This window comes from Limnohabitans parvus II-B4 (assembly GCF_003063455.1).
Lineage (GTDB): Bacteria > Pseudomonadota > Gammaproteobacteria > Burkholderiales > Burkholderiaceae_C > Limnohabitans_A > Limnohabitans_A parvus.
In genome coordinates, this window is the sequence record NZ_NESN01000004.1 from 23,277 (window position 1) to 41,812 (window position 18,536).

Genomic DNA, 18,536 nt, shown 5'->3' on the forward strand with positions numbered 1-18,536 from the left:
ACGCACCATTCGCGAGCAGGGGCTCGCTCCCACAAGGGGCATCAGCTCAAGCGGTCCGCTGGGCGGCGGCATGGGGCTCGGCCTGCTGCCACGCCCGTGCCCCTCGCACCACATCGCCGACCACGATCACGCTCGGGCTTTGCAGTCCTTCGTGTTGCACGGTGTCCACCAGTTGGTCCAGTGTGGTCAGGGCTTCGCGTTGGGTGGGCAGGCTGGCGTGCTGAACGATGGCCACGGGCGTGTGGGCGGGCAGGCCTTGCAGCAAGCCCTGGCTGATGTGATCCAAGCTGCTCACGCCCATGTAGATCACCAGCGTCAGCTTGGCCTGGCGTGCGGTGGTGGCCAGTTGCGCCCAGTCGGTGCCGTTGTCGCCGGGTTTGGCGTGGCCGGTCACAAACACCACGCCGTGCGCATGCTCGCGGTGGGTGAGCGGCGCGCCCAGGCTGCTCATACCCGCCAAGCCCGAGGTGATGCCGTTGACCACGGTCACATCGATGCCTGCTTGGCGCAGGTGCTCGACCTCTTCGCCGCCCCGGCCAAAAATGAACGGGTCGCCGCCTTTGAGTCGCACCACATGCTCACCTTCTTGCACAGCGGTGATCATCAGCTTGTCGATGAAGGCCTGCGGCGTACTTTTGCAGCCACCGCGTTTGCCCACGTGCACGATGCGGGCGGTGGGCGATGCGTGTTCGAGCACGGCGTCGTTGACCAGGTCGTCCACCAGCAGCACGGTGGCGCTGGCAATCGCCTTGACGGCTTTTAGGGTCAGCAGCTCCGGGTCGCCCGGGCCTGCGCCGACCAGGGTGCAGCGGCCTTGAAGGGGTGTGTTCATGCTTGCACCTCGCGCAGGATGTGTTGGACTTGCAGCGCAATGGCTTGGGGAACAGGCAGCAGGTTTTGTAAAACGTGCTCAATGTAGAGTGCCGTGGCGGCTGCGTCGGTGCCGGGCAGTTCGGGCATTTTGGCGAGCGAGCCTTCTTGCTGTTCCTGCACGCGCAGGGTTTGACCGTTCTTGAAAACGTCCATCGCCGGGGTGCGCCGGGCATCGGCCACAGCTTCGCCTTCGGTGCCGCGCAGCAGCAGGGCATGTTGACCGGTCAGGGCGAAGGTGGCCGACATGGACAGTAAATATTCGGGGTGCGTGTAGCTGCTCACCACCAGCGAGGGACCATCACAGGGGTTCATGAGCTTCACCAAGCTGTGACCCGGGTTGCGAAGACCCACCACGCGGCGCACCCCCAGCAGCCGGTCCAGTCCGGCATGCAGAACACCTGTTGGGATGAACTGCACCTGACCTGCTGCCGCAGGTGCGACTTGGGCGCGTGCCTCAATGCCCAGGTGCGCAAACACCGCCTGACTGCTCACCCGTTTGTCTTCGGTGGCGCTGCCGTGAACCACCACCGCCACGCCTTCGCGTGCCAGCAGCAGGGCCAGCAGAGGGGTGAGCACCGGCAGCTTGCGTGCCCCGTTGTAACTGGGCAGCACCACCGTAGGCACCTGGCCTGCAGGAACCTTGTTCAGCCGAGCGTGCGTAGCGTCCAGAAAACCGGCCATTTCTTCGGGTGTTTCGCCCTTGATGCGCATGGCGATGCAAAACGCACCCAATTCGAGGTCGCTGACCTGCTGGTCCAGGATCAAGCCCATCAGGTCGGCGGCTTGTGCGCGGCCCAGCGCACGCGCGCCTTCTTTGCCGCGGCCGATGTCCTTGATGTAGTTGCTGATTCCCATGCCCGCAATTGTGCGGGAAATCAGATAACTGCTGGTTATATGGGTATGGCTTCAGGCCGGGTCCATGCCGTGCTGGCGCTTGAGCGCGTCGCACGCGGGTGATTGCCAGAAGGCCAGTAGCGCACGCATGGCGTCCGGCTGGTTGCAGGTCGCAGCCACCGAGCCCGAGAACGTGGTGATGATCTCCACCGCCGGGGGCAGGCCGCCCACGATGGTGATGCCCTGCACGCCCAGCATTTCGCTCAGCTGCTGAAAGCCCAGCGCCACTTCGCCCTGTGCCACCAGCGAGCCCACCGGCACGCCGGGCTTTGCTTGCACGATGCGCGGCGAGATGGTTTCGGCAATGTCCCAGGCCTCGAACTGTTTGGCCAGTTGCACGCCGCTTGGGCCAGTCGAATAGCCCAGCGTGGGCGCGGCCAGGATGGCGGCCTTGAGGGCGGCTTCGGTCGAGATGTCGGGCACGGGTTGGCCCGCAGGCACGGCCACCGCCACGCCCGAGCGCACCAGGTCGGCGCGGCTGCCCGCCAGCACATGGCCGCTGGCGACCAGTTTGTCGATGGCGTCGCTGGCCAGCACCACGCCGTCAAAGGCTTCGCCCGCCTGCACACGTTTGGCGGCATCCACGCCGCCGACCGATTCGATCTGCACCTGGACGTCGGGGGCTTGCGTCTTGTAAAGCGCCACCAGATCGGCCAGCAAGGGTTTGGTGGCCATGGAAGAAATCAGTCGGAGAGTGGTCATGGTGGGGCTTCGAAGTGCGTGGTCGTCCTGCCGAGGATTATGGCCAAGCCGCCAGAGGCGGCCCATGCCCCGCTTAAACTACCTGTTATGCGAATTTTGGGTATCGAATCATCCTGCGACGAGACGGGCGTGGCCTTGGTGGAAACCACGGGCGATGCACTGCCGCGCCTCTTGTCACACGCGCTCTACAGCCAAATCGAGATGCACCAGGCCTATGGCGGCGTGGTGCCCGAGTTGGCCAGCCGCGACCACATCCGTCGGGTGCTGCCGCTCACGCGCCAGGTCATGAGCGAGGCCGGGGTCAGTTTGAGCGATGTCGATGTGGTGGCCTACACCCGGGGGCCGGGTTTGGCCGGGGCGCTCTTGGTGGGCTCTGGCGTGGCCTGTGCACTGGCCGCGTCTTTGGGCAAGCCTGTCTTGGGCGTGCACCATTTGGAGGGCCATTTGCTCTCGCCGTTTTTGAGCGCCGATGCGCCCGAGTTCCCCTTCATCGCCTTGCTGGTGTCGGGTGGTCACACCCAGCTGATGCGGGTGGATGGCGTGGGGCGTTACGAGCTGCTGGGCGAGACGATTGACGACGCCGCTGGCGAGGCCTTTGACAAGTCGGCCAAGCTCATGGGCTTGCCTTATCCCGGTGGCCCGGGCCTGTCGCGTCTGGCCGAGCAGGGCAATCCGGCCGCTTACAAGCTGCCGCGCCCGCTGCTGCACAGTGGTGATCTGGATTTTTCGTTTGCGGGCCTCAAAACGGCGGTGCTGACCCAAAGCCAGAAAATCGGCCCTGCCGCCCACACCGAAGGCGCGCCCGAGCGGGCCGACTTGGCCGCATCGACCCAGGCGGCGATTGTGGAAGTGCTGGTCAAAAAATCGATGACCGCTTTGAAAACCACAGGCATGAAACGCCTGGTGGTGGCCGGGGGCGTAGGGGCCAATCGCGAGTTGCGCGCCCAGCTCAATGCCGCTTGCGCCAAAGCACGGGTGCGGGTGCACTACCCCGAGCTGCACCTGTGCACCGACAACGGCGCCATGATCGCCATGGCCGCTGCCATGCGTTTGCAGTCGGGGGCACAAGTGGCCGAGGCGCGTTACAGCTTCGACGTCAAACCGCGCTGGCCGCTGCACGAGCTGGCTTGAAGAGACATTGAGCTGGCGCAATCGGGTGTTCATGCCTACGGCGCAGATGGATCCCGCATCAAGTGCGGGATGACATTGTTCGTGAGGGTGGGCACTGTTCGAGAGGATGGCACTGTTCTTGAAGGATGGCACTGTTCGTGAAGGGTGGCACTGTTCTTGAAGGATGGCACTGTTCGTGAAGGGTGGCACTGTTCGTGAAAGGTGGCACTGTTCGTGAAAGGTGGCACTGTTCGTGAAAGGTGGCACTGTTCGTGAAAGGTGGCACTGTTCGTGAAAGGTTGCACTGTTCATGCGGGGTGAAATAAGACTTGTCACCCCGGGCGAAGACCCGGGGTCCATGTCTTGCCGACCTTGCGCAAAGACCCGTTACACTGCGCCCCTTTCGTGTCGCAACCCGCTGCAAAACGGGTTCTGTTTTTCATATGCGTTTGCCCCTTATTGCCTCCCGTCGTGCGCTGGTTTCTCTGGCTGCCGTCTTTTGCTTTGCACCCGCTTGGGCGCAATCGCCAGCGCCCATCAAATTGGCCTTGATCGAGGGCTTGAGCGGGCCCTTTGGCAACACGGGTGAGGCCGTGGTGCGCAACATCGCCTGGGCGGTTGAGCGGGTCAATGCCCGGGGCGGCGTCAAGACCGCGCAGGGCATGCGACCCATGGTGCTGGAGCGTTACGACAGCAAAGGCCAAAGCGAAGAAGCCTTGTCGGCCCTCAAATCGGCCATCGACGATGGGGCGCAGGTGGTGCTGCAAGGCAACTCCTCGGCCAATGCGGCAGCTTTGATTGACGCGATCAACAAACACAACGAGCGCGAGCCGGCCAAGCGTGTGCTGTTTTTGAACTACTCGGCGGTGGACCCTATCCTGACGAACGAGAAATGCAGTTTTTGGCATTTCCGTTTTGACGCCCACGCTGACATGCGCATGACCGCGCTGATGCAGGTTTTGCAGGCTGACAAAAAAGTCAAATCGGCTTACCTGATCGGACAAGATTACAGCTTTGGTCAAGCCGTGCTGCGCGAGGCCAAGCGCCAGTTGGCCGATAAACGCCCCGATGTGAAGGTGGTGGGCGACGAGTTGCACCCCATGGGCCGGGTCAAAGACTTTTTGCCCTACGCCGCCAAGATCAAGGCCAGCGGGGCGCAAGCGGTCATCACCGGCAACTGGGGCAATGACCTGACCTTGCTGGTCAAGGCCGCCCGTGAGGCGGGTTACGAAGGCAAGTTCTACACCTTTTATGGCAATGCGCTGGGCGCGCCTGCGGCTTTGGGAGATGCGGGTGTGGACCGTGTGATTGCGGTGGCCGACTGGTTGCCCAATGTGCCGGGCAAAGCCAGCGAAGCGTTTTACCAGTCGTTCCGCCAGCGTTTCAGCAAGCCCTCGGAAGACTATGTGCATGTGCGCATGCAGCTGATGGTGGAGGCCCTGGCCCAGGCCGTCGAAAAAGCCGGTGGCACCGATCCCGTGGCCGTGGCGCTGGCGCTGGAGAAAGCCCGCGTGAGCATGGCCGGGCAAACCGGCTTCATGCGCGCCGAAGACCACCAATTCCAGCAGCCGCTGGTGGTGGGTGTGATGCAACGCCAAGGTGTGCCCGGCGTGCCCTTTGACGTAGAGGGCTCGGGCTACGGCTTCAAGGTGGTGCGCCAGATCAAGGCCGAGCAGGCCCGCCTGCCCAGCAGCTGCCAGATGGTGCGCCCCGGTTGAGGTGGATAGCCCTGCATCCGTTTTTGTGGGAGGTCGCCCCTGCGGCCGAATGTCTGCAAGCCCATCGCTGTTGACAGGGCCGTGTGGTTTACAAGCCTTCGCGAGCGGGGGCTCGCGCCCACCTGATTTATTCAGCGGCCTGCGCTGCGGTCGATGCTGAAGCTACAGCCCGTGATTTGACGACTGAAGTTGGGTTTTGCGCTGACTGGCGTTCGGATTTGAGCCGGGCACGGTAATCCCAGGGTGGCTCCGGGCTGGCCGAGCCTTGCCCTTGCCACAGGCCCAAACGTTTTTCCCGCGCAGCCCGTTCAGCCGCGTCGTAAACGATGCGGTCTTCGGGTGCTTGTTCTTTTTGGTATTGCTTGTAATGCCAGGCCAAACCTGCCTGCAGCTGCTGCAAATTGGCGTCTTCGCCGCGAACCCGCACTTGCCCAACGATGCGGCCATAGCGGTCGCGCTTGTCGAACGTGATGGCCACTGTTTGCCCAAACACGGCTTGCGACAAATGGGCTTTGGACTTTTGCCCGTAAGGCTGACTTTTTTCAGGGGCATCAATGCCTCCCAACCGAATCACATGCTGCTGGCGCTGGGCATCGAGCACCGTGATGGTGTCACCATCAGCCACTTTGACCACGCGTCCTTGCAGTTGATCTGCCAGGGCGAGTGAGCCCCAGCTGAGCAGCAGCCCGCCGATCCAGCTGGCTTGCCTGAATCGCCAGGCCGAGCGTTGATCACGCATGCGCATCAGTCAGCAGAAGCTGCACGCCATTCCGGTGCGCAGATCAATGCGCTTCACCCACAGCGTCCTTGACGCATTTTTTGATGTTGCTGTTTTTGGCAGCACCTGCCAGTTTGCGTTCAGCGGCGGCGGCTTCGCACTTGGCGGTGGCGTCTTTTTCGCATTTTTTCAGGAACGAATTTTTGGCGGCGCCAGCCAATTTCTTTTCAGTGGCGGCAGCCGTACAGCTGGTGTCCTGAGCGTGCACGGAGGTGAACAGCACAGCCGAGGCCAAAATTGCAAATAATTTAGACATGATGATTTTGGTGATTGATTTGACAAAATCATATCCAATATTCATCTTGATGAATTTGTGGCGAGCTTGTCCCGCATTTGCCAATCGGCTGCGGCTCGGCCTGCTAATCTGCGTCCATGAGCTCATCCACCGCTGCCGCTGAACACCTGATCGACTCTGCTTATGCCGCACGGCGTTTGCTGGTCACCCTGGCCTTGATGACCTTGGGGGGCGCGAGCATGTATGTGGTGGCCGTGGTTTTGCCGGCTGTGCAGGCCGAGTTTGGTGTCAGCCGGGCCGATGCGTCGATCCCTTACACCTTGATGATGCTGGGCTTTGGTCTGGGCGGTCTGTACATGCGTCGCTGGGCCGACCGAGCGGGCGTGCATGTGCCATTGCTGTTGGGTGGTGTGGGCACGGGCCTCGGGTTCATTGCGGCGAGTTTTTCAAGCAATATCTGGTGGTTTGCGCTGGCGCACGGCTTGCTGTTGGGGCTGATCGGCAGCTCAACCACCTTTGCACCCTTGGTGGCCGACACGTCTTTGTGGTGGAAAAAGCGTCGCGGTATTGCGGTGGCGGTGTGCGCCAGCGGCAACTACGTGGCGGGTGCCTTGTGGCCGCCTTTGGCCCAGCACGGGGTCGAGACCGTGGGCTGGCGCAGCACCTACGTTGCTTTGGGGCTTTTTTGTGGCTTCGGCATGGCGCTGCTCAGCTTGCTCATGCGCCAGCGGCCGCCCTTGTTGCAAACCCCGGTCGCGGGCAGTGCCCAGGCCCAGCAGTCACAGCGGCCTTTTGGCTTGAGCTTGAACAAAGCGCAATTTTTGTTGTGCGTGGCGGGCGTGGCCTGCTGTGTGGCCATGGCCATGCCGCAGGTGCACATCGTGGCCTACTGCACCGACCTGGGCTTTGGCGCAGCTCGTGGTGCCGAAATGCTCTCACTCATGCTGGCCAGCGGCATTGCCAGTCGGCTCATTTCGGGCTTGATCTGCGACCGCATTGGCGGCTTGCGCACCCTGGTGCTGGGCTCGGTTTTGCAGGGTGTGGCCTTGTTGCTGTTTTTGCCATTCAACGGGTTGGTGTCGCTGTACGTCATCTCGGCCTTGTTTGGCTTGTTTCAAGGCGGCATCGTGCCTGCTTACGCGATCATCGTGCGCGAGTATTTTCCGGCCAAGGAGGCGGGTTCGCGCGTGGGGGCCGTCATCTTTGCCACCCTGATCGGTATGGCCTTGGGCGGCTGGATGTCGGGCAAGGTGTTTGACCTCACGGGTTCGTACCACGCGGCCTTCATCAACGGGGTGTTGTGGAACGCGCTCAACCTGAGCGTGGCCTTGTGGCTGCTGTGGCGCGTTAAGCGGGCGGCGGTCGTGAGCGCCTGATGCCCCTCAGCGCGTCTCGCGCGTCACGTCTTGCTCAAAACTGGCGTTCTGCAGCGGGTCGTTTTCCGCCATCCAGCCTCGGTAAACGGTTTTGAAGTCGGCCACGATCTGTGCCAGTGGCATGTCGTCAAAGGTGCCGCGCTGGTTCACGTACTCCATGTGCCGGTTGCCTGCCTTGTCAAAGGGGTGGTAGATCGAATCGTTGTGCCCGTCAAACTCCAAAGGCAAAAGGCCAAACTTGTCGCACAGCTCGATGTTGAAGGCGGGAGTGGCCTTGACCCATTGGCCGTCCAGCCAGATGTCGGCATAGCCGTGCCAGATGAACACATCGGTCTGCATGGTCTGGCGCAAGCGCTCTGTGCTCAGGTGGTTGCGCACATCGGCATAGCCCAGGCGTGCGTGCAGACCCACGGCACGGCATACCGCGGCCATCAACGCCGCTTTGGGCACGCACCAGCCCGAGCCTTGGGCCATGACCGAGCTGGCACGCATGCCTTGGGGGGACAAGTCAATGCGGTAAGGGTCGTATCGGAACTGGTCACGCACCGCCAGATACAGCGACACGGCGCGTTCGCGGTCGTCTTGGCCTTGTGCGTGTTGGCGCGCAAACGCCATCACGTCCGGGTGGTCACTGTCGATCAGGGCGGTGGCTGCAAGGGTGGCGTCAGAGGGCAGGGTGTTCATGCCATGACTGTAGCCTGTGTCTCAGCCATGCGCCGAGCACAAAAAAACGCCCCAAGCTGAAAAGCCGGGGCGTTGAACCGGAAAATGTCAGGCAACTGCAGGAAGCATGACCCGTTCAGTATACTGTAAATATAAACAGTGCTTTATTCCCTTCTGAGTGGGTCCACAGATTGAACGCCATGCCTTTGCCAAGACGCCGCCGCGATGATGTTGACGACAGTCGGGTTCACGAATACCCGCAGCACTTGCGCGCAGCCATAGAAGACGCCCCCACCGGCGCGGGCGTTTACACCTTTCATGGCCAAGAAGGCGACTTGCCGCTGTACATCGGCAAAAGCATCAACATCCGTGCCCGGCTGCTCTCGCACTTGCGCACGCCCGACGAAGCCCGCATGCTGCGCCAGACCCGGTGCATCAGCCACATCCGCACGGCGGGCGAGATCGGTGCCTTGCTTTTGGAGGCGCAAATGATCAAGGCCCAGCACCCGCTGTTCAACCAGAAATTGCGCCGCAACAAGCAACTGTGCAGCCTGCAAATGGCGGGCGATGTGCCCCAAGTGGTCTATTCCAAAGACATCGACTTTGCGAGTGAGCTCGATCTGTATGGCCTGTTTGCCAGCCGCCACGCTGCGCTCGACGCCCTGCGGGCGATCGCAGACCAGAACAAACTTTGCTACGGTCCGCTGGGCCTTGAAAAGCTGCCGCTCGGCAAGGCCTGTTTCAGAGCCGCGATCCACCAATGCGCGGGTGTGTGCCGGGGCGATGAAAGTCAAGCCGAGCACCGCGAACGCTTGTTCTCCAGTCTGCTTGCACTGCGCGTGGCATGTTGGCCTTACCCCGGCGCGGTGGGCTTGGTCGAGCGCGACGAAGCATTCACGCAAATCCACGTTGTCAAGCACTGGTGCTATCTGGGCAGCGCCCCCACCCTGGACGAAGCGCGTCAGCTGAGTCAAATGACGAGCCAGGTGGCTGCAGGTTTTGACGCCGACGGTTACAAGATCCTGTGCAAGCCGCTGCTGACTCAAAGCGTGGACGTGCAGGTTTTGTAAGCCGGCTGGCACCCGGCCCCAGCATTGGCCCTCAAGCCAAGGCGGGTATTGCAAGCACGCGCGCAGACCCGCTGCTAGACTCAGCCAGTTCAAAAAATACAACGCAGGCATGCCTCACGATTCGCCCATCGACATCGTTTATTTGTGGGTTGACGGGAACGATTCGAGCTGGCGGGCCAAACGTCAGGCCGCCCTGCAGCAACTCCCCAGCGATTCCAGCGCCGCCATGGCCCGCTACAGCAATGTGGAAGGCCGCTTTCGGGACAACCACGAACTGCGCTACAGCCTGCGTGCGCTGGAAAAGTTTTTCCCCGAACACGGTCATGTCTACATCGTCACCGATGCCCAAGCGCCCGATTGGTTGCGTCCGTCGGACCGCCTGACGCTGGTGGACCACCGTGACCTCATGCCAGAAGCCTCATTGCCCACCTTCGATTCCGGGCACATCGAGTCCTGGATTCACCACATCCCCGGCCTGTCCGAGCGGTATTTTTATTTCAACGACGATGTGTTCTTTGGTGCGCCGGTGCAGTTGAGCGACTGGTTTCATCCCGATGGTTTTCACGTGACGTGGTCCGATGAACCCGAGGTCACGGACGAGGCCATGCGCATGGACGCCACGTCGCTCGAAAACGCTTGCCGCCTGTCGATTCAATGGCTCACCGACAAAGCCCGCTCGGGCACGCCCGCACTGCGCGAGCAAGACCCGCTGTACCAAAGCACATTTCGCACCTTCGCGCATTCGCCCCGGCCCATGCTCAAGTCGATCCTGCTGGAGCTGGAAGACACCGCCCCTGAATTGTTTGCGGCCGTGCGCTCGACCGTCTTTCGCAGTTGGGACAAGCCCACCATCATTTCGGATTTTGTATTGCGCTGGGCCTTGGCGCACGGGGTGGCCAGCATCAGGCCTTACCGACACCGGTATGTGTCGACTGGCGAAGGCGATCAGCAATCGCAACTCCAAGCCTTGGTGGCCGAATTCGGTGCGCTCGAATTTTTTTGCATCAACGACACCACCGACGATGCGCAGACCAATGACCCGCGTCTGCAAAACGTGCTGAGTGTGTTGCAGTCGATCCTGCCCCAGGCCTCGTGTTTTGAAAACACCGCATCGCCCGAGCCTGCGCACGCCCATGCGTCCACGGCCTCGCCAGATTTTCAAGCGCACGCCACCTTGGCCGATGCCCCATGGCCGCCCAATGCGCCGGGGCTTCAGCAACGCGCTTGATGGCGCATCGCGGGCCAGATCTTGGCGCTTTTCAGCGCAATGACTCGCGGGTCAGAGGCGAAGGGGGCAAGGGGTACAAATCATTTTCGGCATCCGCCATGGCTTGACGCACGGTCGCTGCCGATGCCTGATGGCCAAGCCCCAAGTCTTGGCTGGTGAGCTTGGATTGGTGTTTGCTTGCCCGACCGCGTACCCGCGTGCGCCACACCTTGAATGAGCCGGCTTTCAGGTGTTTTCGCATCAAGGCGATGACCTCGCTTTCGCTCAATCCCAACTGCGATTGGATGGCTTCAAAGGGGATGTCATCTTGCCAAGCCATGGCGATGAGGGGGGACACATCGGCTTCAGCCCAAGGGGTGAGCTGCGCAAGGCCAAGGTCAGTTTTTTTCATTTTTGATCATGCCAGTGGCCAAGAGACGGTATCTGGAAGACGTCTGTAGCGCTTCAGCTGAGCGCGTTCGCCAGTTGAACCGCCGACCCAAACGCCAAAGTGAAGCCCAAAGCGCCTTGCCCGGCGTTGATGAAAAGATTGCCCGGGCCCGTGGCTTGGCGGCCGATGATGGGCAAGCCCGTGGGCGTGGCCGGGCGCATGCCAGCCCAGGGCTGGATGTCGGTGTAGCGCGAGCAATCGGGAAACAGGGCTTGCGTGGCTTGCTGCAAGGTCTCAATCTGGCGGGTTTGAACGCGGGCATCTTGGCCCACCAACTCCACCATGCCCGCTGCCCGCAGCCGCTGCCCCAAACGTGCAAAGACAATTTTGCGGGCACTGTCGGTGATGCTGACCTGCGGCGCCAAGCCCTGTCCATCGGTGGCCACCGTGATGCTGTAACCCTTGAGTGGATACACCGGCAAGTGCACACCCGCAGACGCCGCCAAAGCCGCCGCCGTGTGACCGGTGCACAGCACGAACGCATCGGCCGAAATTTCATCGCCATTGGCCAAGCCGATTGCCCTGACGTTCTCGCCCGAGCGGACCCAGCGCTGAATGTCCTGACCCAGACGCAAAGTCACACCCCGCGAGATCAGGATCTGCGCCAAGGCTTCGCACACCTGTTTGCAATCGGCCGCGCATTCGCTTTCGGTGTAAATCGCGCCCGAAAAAGGTTCGCGCTGGTGCACCAAAGCAGGTTCAATGGCGCAGGCTTCAGACGCAGTGACCGCCTGTTGTGCAGCACCCCCCAATTGCTGTTGCAAGCCCATCTGTTGCCGCGCCGCTGCAAATGAGGCTTCTGAGCGAAACAGCACCAGCTTGCCCGATGCCGCAAAGTCACAGTCGATGTTTTCGCGCTCGCGCAGCGCGTCAAACACCGCGCGGCTTTGCGCGGCCAGGATCAGCAATTGCGACGTCGTGTGTTGCGACTGCTGGGCATTGCACGCACGCAGAAACTGCCACACCCACATCCATTGGCGCGTGTCCCATTGGGGCCTGATCTTGAGTGCAGAAGAAGGCGACAGCAGCAGCTTGGGCAACTGCGCCCAAATGCCTGGATCGGCCAAAGGTTGTACATAGGAATAGCTCAGTTGTGCGCCGTTGCCCCCGCTGGCGCCTGCAGCCGGTGCCGTGCGGTCGACCACGGTGACCCGGTGACCGCGCTGTGTCAACTCGTAAGCCGTGCTCAGTCCGATGATGCCAGCGCCCATTACGCACACATGCATGGGTTTCCTTTATGCCGATAAATGCCCACACAAGCGGGTGATTGACCCAAAGGGTTAGGGGCATCGATATCAGAGTCTACCCTGATGTCGGCTCGATTTTTGTCCTCATCAGGCACAAGTTGTGCTACAAATGAGCTCTCAGTTTCTTTAACGCACCAAAGAGGAATCACATGAAGCGTCGCCATCTGTTTTGGGTCTTGGGTTTGGCTGCTGCCATGACCGCACCTGTGCAAGCACAGCAATTTTTCCGCATCGGCACCGGTGGTACCGCAGGCACTTATTACCCCGTGGGCGGCATGATCGCCAACGCAGTCAGCCAGCCCGGCAAGATCGTGGCGACAGCGCAAGCGACCAACGGCTCTGTGGCCAACGTCAACGGCGTCGCCGGTGGTGCCATGGAGTCCGGGTTTTCGCAGTCAGATGTGGCCACCTGGGCCTACACCGGCACCGGCGTTTACGAAGGCAAGCCTAAAGTGACCGACCTGCGCATGATCGCCAACCTCTACCCTGAGAGCATCCACCTGGTGGTCAAAAAAGGTTCGGGCATCAAGTCCGTGTCTGACCTCAAGGGCAAGCGCGTGGCGCTGGACGAGCCAGGCTCGGGCACCTTGGTCAATGCCCGCACTGTGCTGGCCGCTTATGGCGTGAAAGAAAGCGACATCAAGCCCGAATACATCAAGCCCAACCAGGCTGGTGACAAGCTCAAAGACGGCGCACTCGACGCTTTCTTCTTTGTGGGTGGTGCGCCAGCGGGTGCAATTGCCGAGTTGGCTTCCAGCGGTGCAGGCATTGAGCTGGTGCCTTTGGCTGGTCCACAGGCCGATGCTCTGCGTAAGTCCAACCCCTACTTGGCGGTGGACACCATTGCTGCAGGTACTTACAAAGACGTGCCTGCCGTGCAGACCATGGCCATGGGCGCCCAGTGGGTGACCAGCGCCAAGGCCGACACTGAAACGGTGTACCAGATCACCAAAGCGCTCTATGGCAAAGCCGCCCAAGATGCACTGGCGGCCGGTCACGCCAAAGGTAAATTCATCACCAAAGAAAACGCGGTCAAGGGTGTGGGCATTCCTTTCCACCCCGGTGCCGAGAAGTTCTACAAAGAAGCCGGTGTGCTGAAGTGATGCAGGCTGCACAGAGCGCCACGACGCTCTGTGTTGTTTTGGACAAGGGTGCATTGCACCCCTCAATGTGAAACAGGGCGCATGTGCGCCCTGTGCTTTGAAGGACAGGTATGACCGAAGCCCGCGAGCGCGACATGCGCGATTTGCAGGAACTTGAAGAAAAGTTTGACCCCGAGATGCGCTTTCGGCCCACGCTGCCGCCCGCATCGGTGATCGTGAAATGGCTGTTGGTCATTTTGTCGGGCTTCCATTACTACACGGCGGGCTTTGGCTTGTTGCGCGAAACCACCCACCGCGGTGTGCACCTGGCCTTTGTGCTGGGCTTGATTTTTTTGGTGTTTGCAGCCTTCAAATCGGATGCAGACACCACCGTCTCCAAAAGCCGCCTGAGCATTGGCGGCGTGCCTCTGGTGGACTGGTTGCTGGGCCTGGCTTGTGCGGCCAGCGTCATGTACATCCCTTATGTGTTTGATGACCTGGCCTTCCGCGTCGGTAACCCGGACACGCTCGACGTGGTCATGGGCTCCATCTTGTTCATCACCTTGCTCGAAGCCACCCGCCGCTCCATGGGTTGGCCCTTGCCCTTGATTGCGCTGGGCTTCACGGCTTACGCGCTGGCTGGCCCTTACTTTCCGGGTTTGCTCAAGCATGCGGGCGCGAGCTGGAGCCAGATGATCAACCACCAGTACCTGACCAGCCAAGGCATTTATGGCGTGGCAGTCGGGGTGGTGGCCACCTATGTTTTTCACTTTGTGCTGTTTGGCGTGCTGGCCACGCGCATTGGTTTGGGCCAGTTGTTTCTGGACATCGCCTCCACCGTGGCCGGGCGTTATGCCGGTGGCCCGGCCAAGGTCAGTGTGTTCGGCTCGGCCATGTTCGGCATGCTCAGCGGCTCGTCGGTGGCCAATGCGGTCACGGTGGGCTCGCTCACCATTCCGGCCATGATCCGGGTGGGCTACCGCCGGGAGTTTGCAGGCGCGGTCGAAGCCGCGTCGTCCACAGGCGGGCAGATCACGCCGCCTGTCTTGGGCGCAGCCGCCTTCTTGATGGTTGAATTTTTGAATGTGTCATATCAGACCATCATCGCGGCGGCCATCGTGCCCGCCTTCATGCACTTCTTTGGCGTGTTCATGCAGGTGCACTTCGAGGCCAAGCGCTACGGCCTGCGTGGTCTGACCGACGAAGAAATGCCCAAGTTGCGCGAGTCTTTTGTGCAGCGTTGGCCCACCTTGATTCCCCTGGTCTTGTTGATCACCATTTTGGTGTCTGGCCGCACCCCTTATCTGGCCGCATTCACCGGCATCACCTCCTGCATGATCGTGGGCCTGACCACCACGGTGTGGGGCAACCGCAGCACCAACTGGCTGTTGCTGGTGGTGCTGCATGTGCTGCTGGCGCTCGTGGCGTTTGTGGACTGGGGCAGCGACGGCGAGACCATCAAGCTGGGCTTTTTGGCGCTGGGCGTGGCCCTGATCTGGGCCGGCCAAAAGTGGCTGGGTGTGATTGGTCGCATCGACAACGCCGTGCTGCTGGAGGCCTTTGAAACCGGGGCCAAATACGCGCTGGCCGTTGGCGCAGCAGCGGCCACCGTGGGCATCGTGATCGGTGTGGTCACGCTCACGGGCGTGGGCTTCAAGATCAGCTTCATCATCACCGGCTGGGCGCAGATGATTGCCGCCTTTTTGATGGACTGGCTGCCCGCCTTCATGGCCGATGCCAAGTCCTTGACTCTGCTGGCGGCGCTGTTCATGACCGGTATCGTTTGTATCCTCATGGGCTGCGGCATCCCGACCACGGCCAACTACATCATCATGGTCACCGTGGCGGCCCCCACCTTAGTGCAACTGGGTGTGGAGCCCTTGGTGGCGCATTTCTTTGTGTTTTATTACGGCGTGCTGGCCGACATCACACCGCCCGTGGCGCTGGCCGCTTATGCGGCTGCAGGCATGGCGGGCAGCGACCCATTCAAGACCGGCAACATGGCCTTCCGTTTGGGGCTGGCCAAAGCGCTGGTGCCCTTTGTGTTCGTGTTTTCGCCTTCGCTGCTGTTGGTGGCCAAAGGCTTCACCTGGGCCGACTTTGCCATCACCTTCACGGGCTGTGTGTTGGGCATCGTCGCGTTGGCGGCTGCGCTCAGCGGCTACCTCATGGCCGAGATGAAGCGCTGGGAGCGCACTCTGTGCGCCTTGGGGGCTCTGTGTCTGATTGCGCCGGGTCTCAAAATCAGCTTGTTGGGTGTGGCCTTCATGCTGCCCGTCTTGATACACCAATGGACAATGAGCCCCTCTCGCAAACGCGCAACGCTGGCATGACGGAAAAAACAGGGGGCTTTTCAGCCCCCTGTGGGGTTTCGGTGTTTGAGCCACTACACTGGCGGGCCTTGGCGTCAGGCCCGCCGGTTTTCGCTGCAGCTTGGCCTTTGTCCCGTTGACCTTCTTTGATTGCCCATGAAATTCAAAATGTCTGAAAAGTCGCTCTTTGCGGCTTTGTTACGCGCCCCGTGGTGGGTGAGTTTTTTGGTGATGTTCGCCGTGGCCTTGGTGGCTGGGGCTTTGCTGCCTGAGGCCTACAAAACAGCGGGCATGCTGGGCGCCTTTCCATTCTTTGTGATCGGTGTCATGGCGGCTTGGCGACAAAGAAACGCCATCTCGCCCAGCCGTATCCAGGAACTGGTTGAACAGGCCCGGGTCATGGGTTGGCGTGATTTTTCGGTGTTGGTCGAAGAGGCGCTCAGACAGCAGGGCTTTGTGGTGACCCGCTTGAACGAAGGCCCAGCCGATTTCCAAATCGAAAAAAATGGCCGTGTTACCTTGGTCAGTGCTAAGCGCTGGAAAGCGGCCACCGTGGGTGCCGAACATTTGCGCGAGCTGCTGGCGGTCCGTCAAAGCCGCGACGCTTTTTCGTGCACCTGCATGAGCTTGGGCGTCTTCAGCCAGGCCGCCATTGATTTGGCCAACGACAGCCCCATGCAGTTGCTGGGGTCAGCCAACATCGCGCAACTCATGCACGATGGGGCCAATGCCCTCCAAGCCTGAAAACGGGCCCATTTTCCGATCCCTATTTTCGGCACCCCAAGGACTCCCATGACCCGACCTCTTTTGACCGAATCGGCCATTCATCCAGCCATCCGCCAACGTATAGCCGAGCACCACTTGCCCGTGATCCAGCAAGTGCAAAACGCCATCGCCCAACACGCGGTGGTGGTGGTCGGCTTGTCGGGCAACCCTTTTGTGGGCAAAGCCCGCAAGGCGCTGGTCGCTGCAGGCGTGGCGCACGAGTACATCGAATTTGGCAGCTATTTCTCGCAATGGCGCCTGCGCAATGCCCTGAAAATGTGGACCGGCTGGCCCACTTTCCCGATGGTCTTTGTGCGCGGCACGCTGGTCGGTGGGGCAGATGACTTGCGACGCCTCATCGACAGCGGCGAACTCCAGACCTTGCTCCAAGCCTGAGCGACATGGCGCTACTTGCAAAACCCGAGCTGTGGCGCACCGAGGTGGGCGATGCGGTGGCTGTGCTCAACATTCCCGGCGCATTGAAGCGGCCACGCACGTTTGACATCGATGTGAGCCTGCTGGTGCGCGTGCCCGAAGACCATGCCGAGGCTTGGCACGCCTTGACGCTGGAGGTCGACGGCAAGCAGCAATGGCACCGCCGGATCGCCAGCAGCTGCCCGGGGCAGACCGATGGGCTCGATTACCACTGCCGCGTGGTGCTTGAAGCCGGTCCTGCCTTGCGCATCCGCGCTGTGGCGGGCACCCGGGGCGCGGTGGTGCAGCGCCTGCTGATCGAAGCGCGAGAAGACGTGCAAGACTAGCGCTGGGTGCTCTGTGCCTCAGGTGACGCCCTGTGGCGTTACCCCTGCGCTGTCCTGGCGCCAAGCCTCACTTGGGCAGGTCTCGGGCACCGCTCTCGGGACGGTACATTTTGAACAGCTGCTCCGGCCCGATGGTGAAGTAATCCGCTGCGCCGCCCCCGCGCAAAATGTGCCCGGCATTGGCTGTGTCATACACCCCGCCTTTGAGCAGGCGCTGGTCAATGTGAATGCCCACCACTTGGCCAAACACCATCCAGGTCTCGACTTTTTGGCCCTGCAGGTCTTGCAGTTGCAGGATCTGCGTGCAGCGGCACTCAAAGCTCACTGGGCTTTGCGCCACACGCGGCACGCTCACAACCTTTGAAGCCTCAGGCGTCAGCCCAGTCAGGTCGAATTCGCTCACCTCGGGCGGCACAGCCTCGCAAGTTTGGTTCATCACCTCGGCCAGATCGCGGGTAACCAAGTTCCACACAAACTCGCCTGTGGCCTCAATGTTGTTGAGTGAGTCCTTGCGCCCGATGCTCGAAAACCCGATCACGGGCGGCACATAGTTGAACGCGCTGAAAAAACTGTACGGTGCCAAATTCAACACCCCGCTGGCGCTGCGGCTCGACACCCAACCAATGGGGCGAGGCCCCACGATGGCATTGAACGGGTCGTGCTTGAGGCCGTGGCCCAGGTGGGGTTCGTAGAAATGCATCATGGCTGCACTTTAAGGGGAGGCCGGGGGCAGGCCAGTCATGTGCATGACAAAGCCCCCATCGGCTCACATCAAGAAATAAAAGAACACGATCATCTGCATCCTGCGCAGACCGTCGGCCCGGCCAATCGGGCGGCCCGAGCCGTCGTAGAGCCGTTCGCCATCCATGCGGCCCATGGGCGAGCCCGAAGCGCTGTACAGGCGATCGCCATCGATGCGGCCAATCGGGATGCCCGAAGTGTTGTAAACCCGATCACCATCAATGCGCCCCAAGGGTCGCCCGGAGCCGTCATAAATTCGCTCACCGTCCACGCGGCCAATCGGTTGGCCAGAGGCGTTGTAATAACGCTCGCTGTCCACGCGACCAATGGGACGGCCACTCCCGTCGTACATGCGTTGGGCAAAAGCGGTCGGCAAGAGCAGCAGTGACAGAAGCAGTGCGGCGGCAAGGCGGTGCAAATTTTTCATGGAGGCTTCATCGTGGGGTTTTGGGGGGCGATTGTGTCTGTTTTTCAGCCAAGTCACCCTTTGAACTCGGTCCGGGGTGCCCCCGGGTATCCCCAAACCCCGTGCCCAAAGGTGTGGATAAGTC

The 18,536-nt window shown here is 61.3% G+C and carries 20 protein-coding genes; 10 read left to right on the plus strand and 10 right to left on the minus strand.

The features are described from left to right. Positions 1-46 precede the first annotated feature (46 nt). Genes cobA through B9Z37_RS10710 form a run of 3 tightly spaced genes read right to left on the minus strand, consistent with a single transcriptional unit; the run spans position 47 to position 2,469 of the window. Positions 47-832: a uroporphyrinogen-III C-methyltransferase gene (cobA, locus tag B9Z37_RS10700; RefSeq protein WP_108313030.1), complete on the minus strand. Its 786-nt coding sequence runs from the start codon at positions 830-832 to the stop codon at positions 47-49. Further along, the gene (gene ybiB, locus B9Z37_RS10705; protein ID WP_108313031.1) at positions 829-1,728 is read right to left on the minus strand and encodes a DNA-binding protein YbiB; all 900 of its coding nucleotides are present in this window, start codon (positions 1,726-1,728) and stop codon (positions 829-831) included. The genes cobA and ybiB overlap by 4 nt, the downstream gene beginning before the upstream one ends. Positions 1,729-1,779: 51 nt before the next feature. Next, positions 1,780-2,469, minus strand: coding sequence for a substrate-binding domain-containing protein (locus tag B9Z37_RS10710; RefSeq protein ID WP_108313032.1), 690 nt, complete (start codon positions 2,467-2,469; stop codon positions 1,780-1,782). Positions 2,470-2,556: 87 nt separating this feature from the next. Here B9Z37_RS10710 and tsaD point away from each other — a divergent pair, with 87 nt between their 5' ends. Both tsaD and B9Z37_RS10720 read left to right on the plus strand, forming a co-directional pair. Next, a complete protein-coding gene (gene tsaD, locus B9Z37_RS10715; protein WP_108313033.1) occupies positions 2,557-3,600 on the plus strand; it encodes a tRNA (adenosine(37)-N6)-threonylcarbamoyltransferase complex transferase subunit TsaD in 1,044 nt (347 codons plus the stop codon). A 422-nt stretch (positions 3,601-4,022) separates the two neighbouring features. After that, entirely contained in the window at positions 4,023-5,297 is a 1,275-nt protein-coding gene (locus tag B9Z37_RS10720; RefSeq protein ID WP_108313034.1) for a branched-chain amino acid ABC transporter substrate-binding protein, read from the plus strand. A 127-nt stretch (positions 5,298-5,424) separates the two neighbouring features. Here B9Z37_RS10720 and B9Z37_RS10725 read toward each other — a convergent pair whose 3' ends face one another. Both B9Z37_RS10725 and B9Z37_RS10730 read right to left on the minus strand, forming a co-directional pair. Beyond that, positions 5,425-6,036 (minus strand): thermonuclease family protein, encoded by a 612-nt coding sequence (locus tag B9Z37_RS10725; RefSeq protein ID WP_108313314.1) that lies wholly within the window; start codon positions 6,034-6,036, stop codon positions 5,425-5,427. 43 nt (positions 6,037-6,079) lie between these two features. Beyond that, positions 6,080-6,457: a hypothetical protein gene (locus B9Z37_RS10730; protein ID WP_338066594.1), complete on the minus strand. Its 378-nt coding sequence runs from the start codon at positions 6,455-6,457 to the stop codon at positions 6,080-6,082. Here B9Z37_RS10730 and B9Z37_RS10735 point away from each other — a divergent pair. Then, complete coding sequence (locus B9Z37_RS10735) at positions 6,448-7,686, plus strand: MFS transporter (protein ID WP_108313035.1); 1,239 nt, start codon at positions 6,448-6,450, stop codon at positions 7,684-7,686. The genes B9Z37_RS10730 and B9Z37_RS10735 overlap by 10 nt on opposite strands. Positions 7,687-7,692: 6 nt before the next feature. On the opposite strand, the gene B9Z37_RS10740 is transcribed toward B9Z37_RS10735, so the two are convergent. Next, a complete protein-coding gene (locus B9Z37_RS10740) occupies positions 7,693-8,370 on the minus strand; it encodes a transglutaminase-like domain-containing protein (RefSeq protein WP_108313036.1) in 678 nt (225 codons plus the stop codon). A 179-nt stretch (positions 8,371-8,549) separates the two neighbouring features. Between B9Z37_RS10740 and cho the strand changes: the two genes are divergently transcribed. Both cho and B9Z37_RS10750 read left to right on the plus strand, forming a co-directional pair. Then, positions 8,550-9,419, plus strand: coding sequence for an excinuclease Cho (cho, locus tag B9Z37_RS10745; protein ID WP_108313037.1), 870 nt, complete (start codon positions 8,550-8,552; stop codon positions 9,417-9,419). A gap of 109 nt (positions 9,420-9,528) precedes the next feature. Then, positions 9,529-10,647, plus strand: coding sequence for a stealth family protein (locus tag B9Z37_RS10750; RefSeq protein WP_240606692.1), 1,119 nt, complete (start codon positions 9,529-9,531; stop codon positions 10,645-10,647). Between the two features lie 31 nt (positions 10,648-10,678). Here the strand turns inward: B9Z37_RS10750 and B9Z37_RS10755 are convergent, their stop codons facing one another. Beyond that, positions 10,679-11,038: a TIGR03643 family protein gene (locus tag B9Z37_RS10755; protein WP_108313038.1), complete on the minus strand. Its 360-nt coding sequence runs from the start codon at positions 11,036-11,038 to the stop codon at positions 10,679-10,681. A gap of 53 nt (positions 11,039-11,091) precedes the next feature. Further along, on the minus strand, positions 11,092-12,303 hold the full coding sequence (locus tag B9Z37_RS10760) for a D-amino acid dehydrogenase (protein WP_108313039.1): 1,212 nt from the start codon (positions 12,301-12,303) through the stop codon (positions 11,092-11,094). Between the two features lie 170 nt (positions 12,304-12,473). Here B9Z37_RS10760 and B9Z37_RS10765 point away from each other — a divergent pair, with 170 nt between their 5' ends. The 5 genes from B9Z37_RS10765 to B9Z37_RS10785 all read left to right on the plus strand — a co-directional run bounded on the left by B9Z37_RS10765 (position 12,474) and on the right by B9Z37_RS10785 (position 17,244). Beyond that, positions 12,474-13,427 (plus strand): TAXI family TRAP transporter solute-binding subunit, encoded by a 954-nt coding sequence (locus tag B9Z37_RS10765; RefSeq protein WP_108313040.1) that lies wholly within the window; start codon positions 12,474-12,476, stop codon positions 13,425-13,427. Between the two features lie 110 nt (positions 13,428-13,537). Then, the gene (locus tag B9Z37_RS10770; protein WP_240606693.1) at positions 13,538-15,739 is read left to right on the plus strand and encodes a TRAP transporter permease; all 2,202 of its coding nucleotides are present in this window, start codon (positions 13,538-13,540) and stop codon (positions 15,737-15,739) included. Positions 15,740-15,874: 135 nt separating this feature from the next. Beyond that, the gene (locus tag B9Z37_RS10775; RefSeq protein WP_108313041.1) at positions 15,875-16,462 is read left to right on the plus strand and encodes a restriction endonuclease; all 588 of its coding nucleotides are present in this window, start codon (positions 15,875-15,877) and stop codon (positions 16,460-16,462) included. 48 nt (positions 16,463-16,510) lie between these two features. Beyond that, entirely contained in the window at positions 16,511-16,879 is a 369-nt protein-coding gene (locus B9Z37_RS10780) for a glutaredoxin domain-containing protein (protein ID WP_108313042.1), read from the plus strand. Positions 16,880-16,884: 5 nt separating this feature from the next. Then, on the plus strand, positions 16,885-17,244 hold the full coding sequence (locus tag B9Z37_RS10785; protein WP_108313043.1) for a hypothetical protein: 360 nt from the start codon (positions 16,885-16,887) through the stop codon (positions 17,242-17,244). A gap of 67 nt (positions 17,245-17,311) precedes the next feature. Here the strand turns inward: B9Z37_RS10785 and B9Z37_RS10790 are convergent, their stop codons facing one another. Then, positions 17,312-17,947 (minus strand): flavin reductase family protein, encoded by a 636-nt coding sequence (locus tag B9Z37_RS10790; RefSeq protein WP_108313044.1) that lies wholly within the window; start codon positions 17,945-17,947, stop codon positions 17,312-17,314. Positions 17,948-18,010: 63 nt separating this feature from the next. Beyond that, positions 18,011-18,412 carry a 5-fold beta-flower protein gene (locus B9Z37_RS10795; protein WP_108313045.1) on the minus strand — a complete coding sequence of 134 codons (402 nt, stop codon included), beginning with the start codon at positions 18,410-18,412 and terminating at the stop codon, positions 18,011-18,013. Positions 18,413-18,536 lie beyond the last annotated feature (124 nt).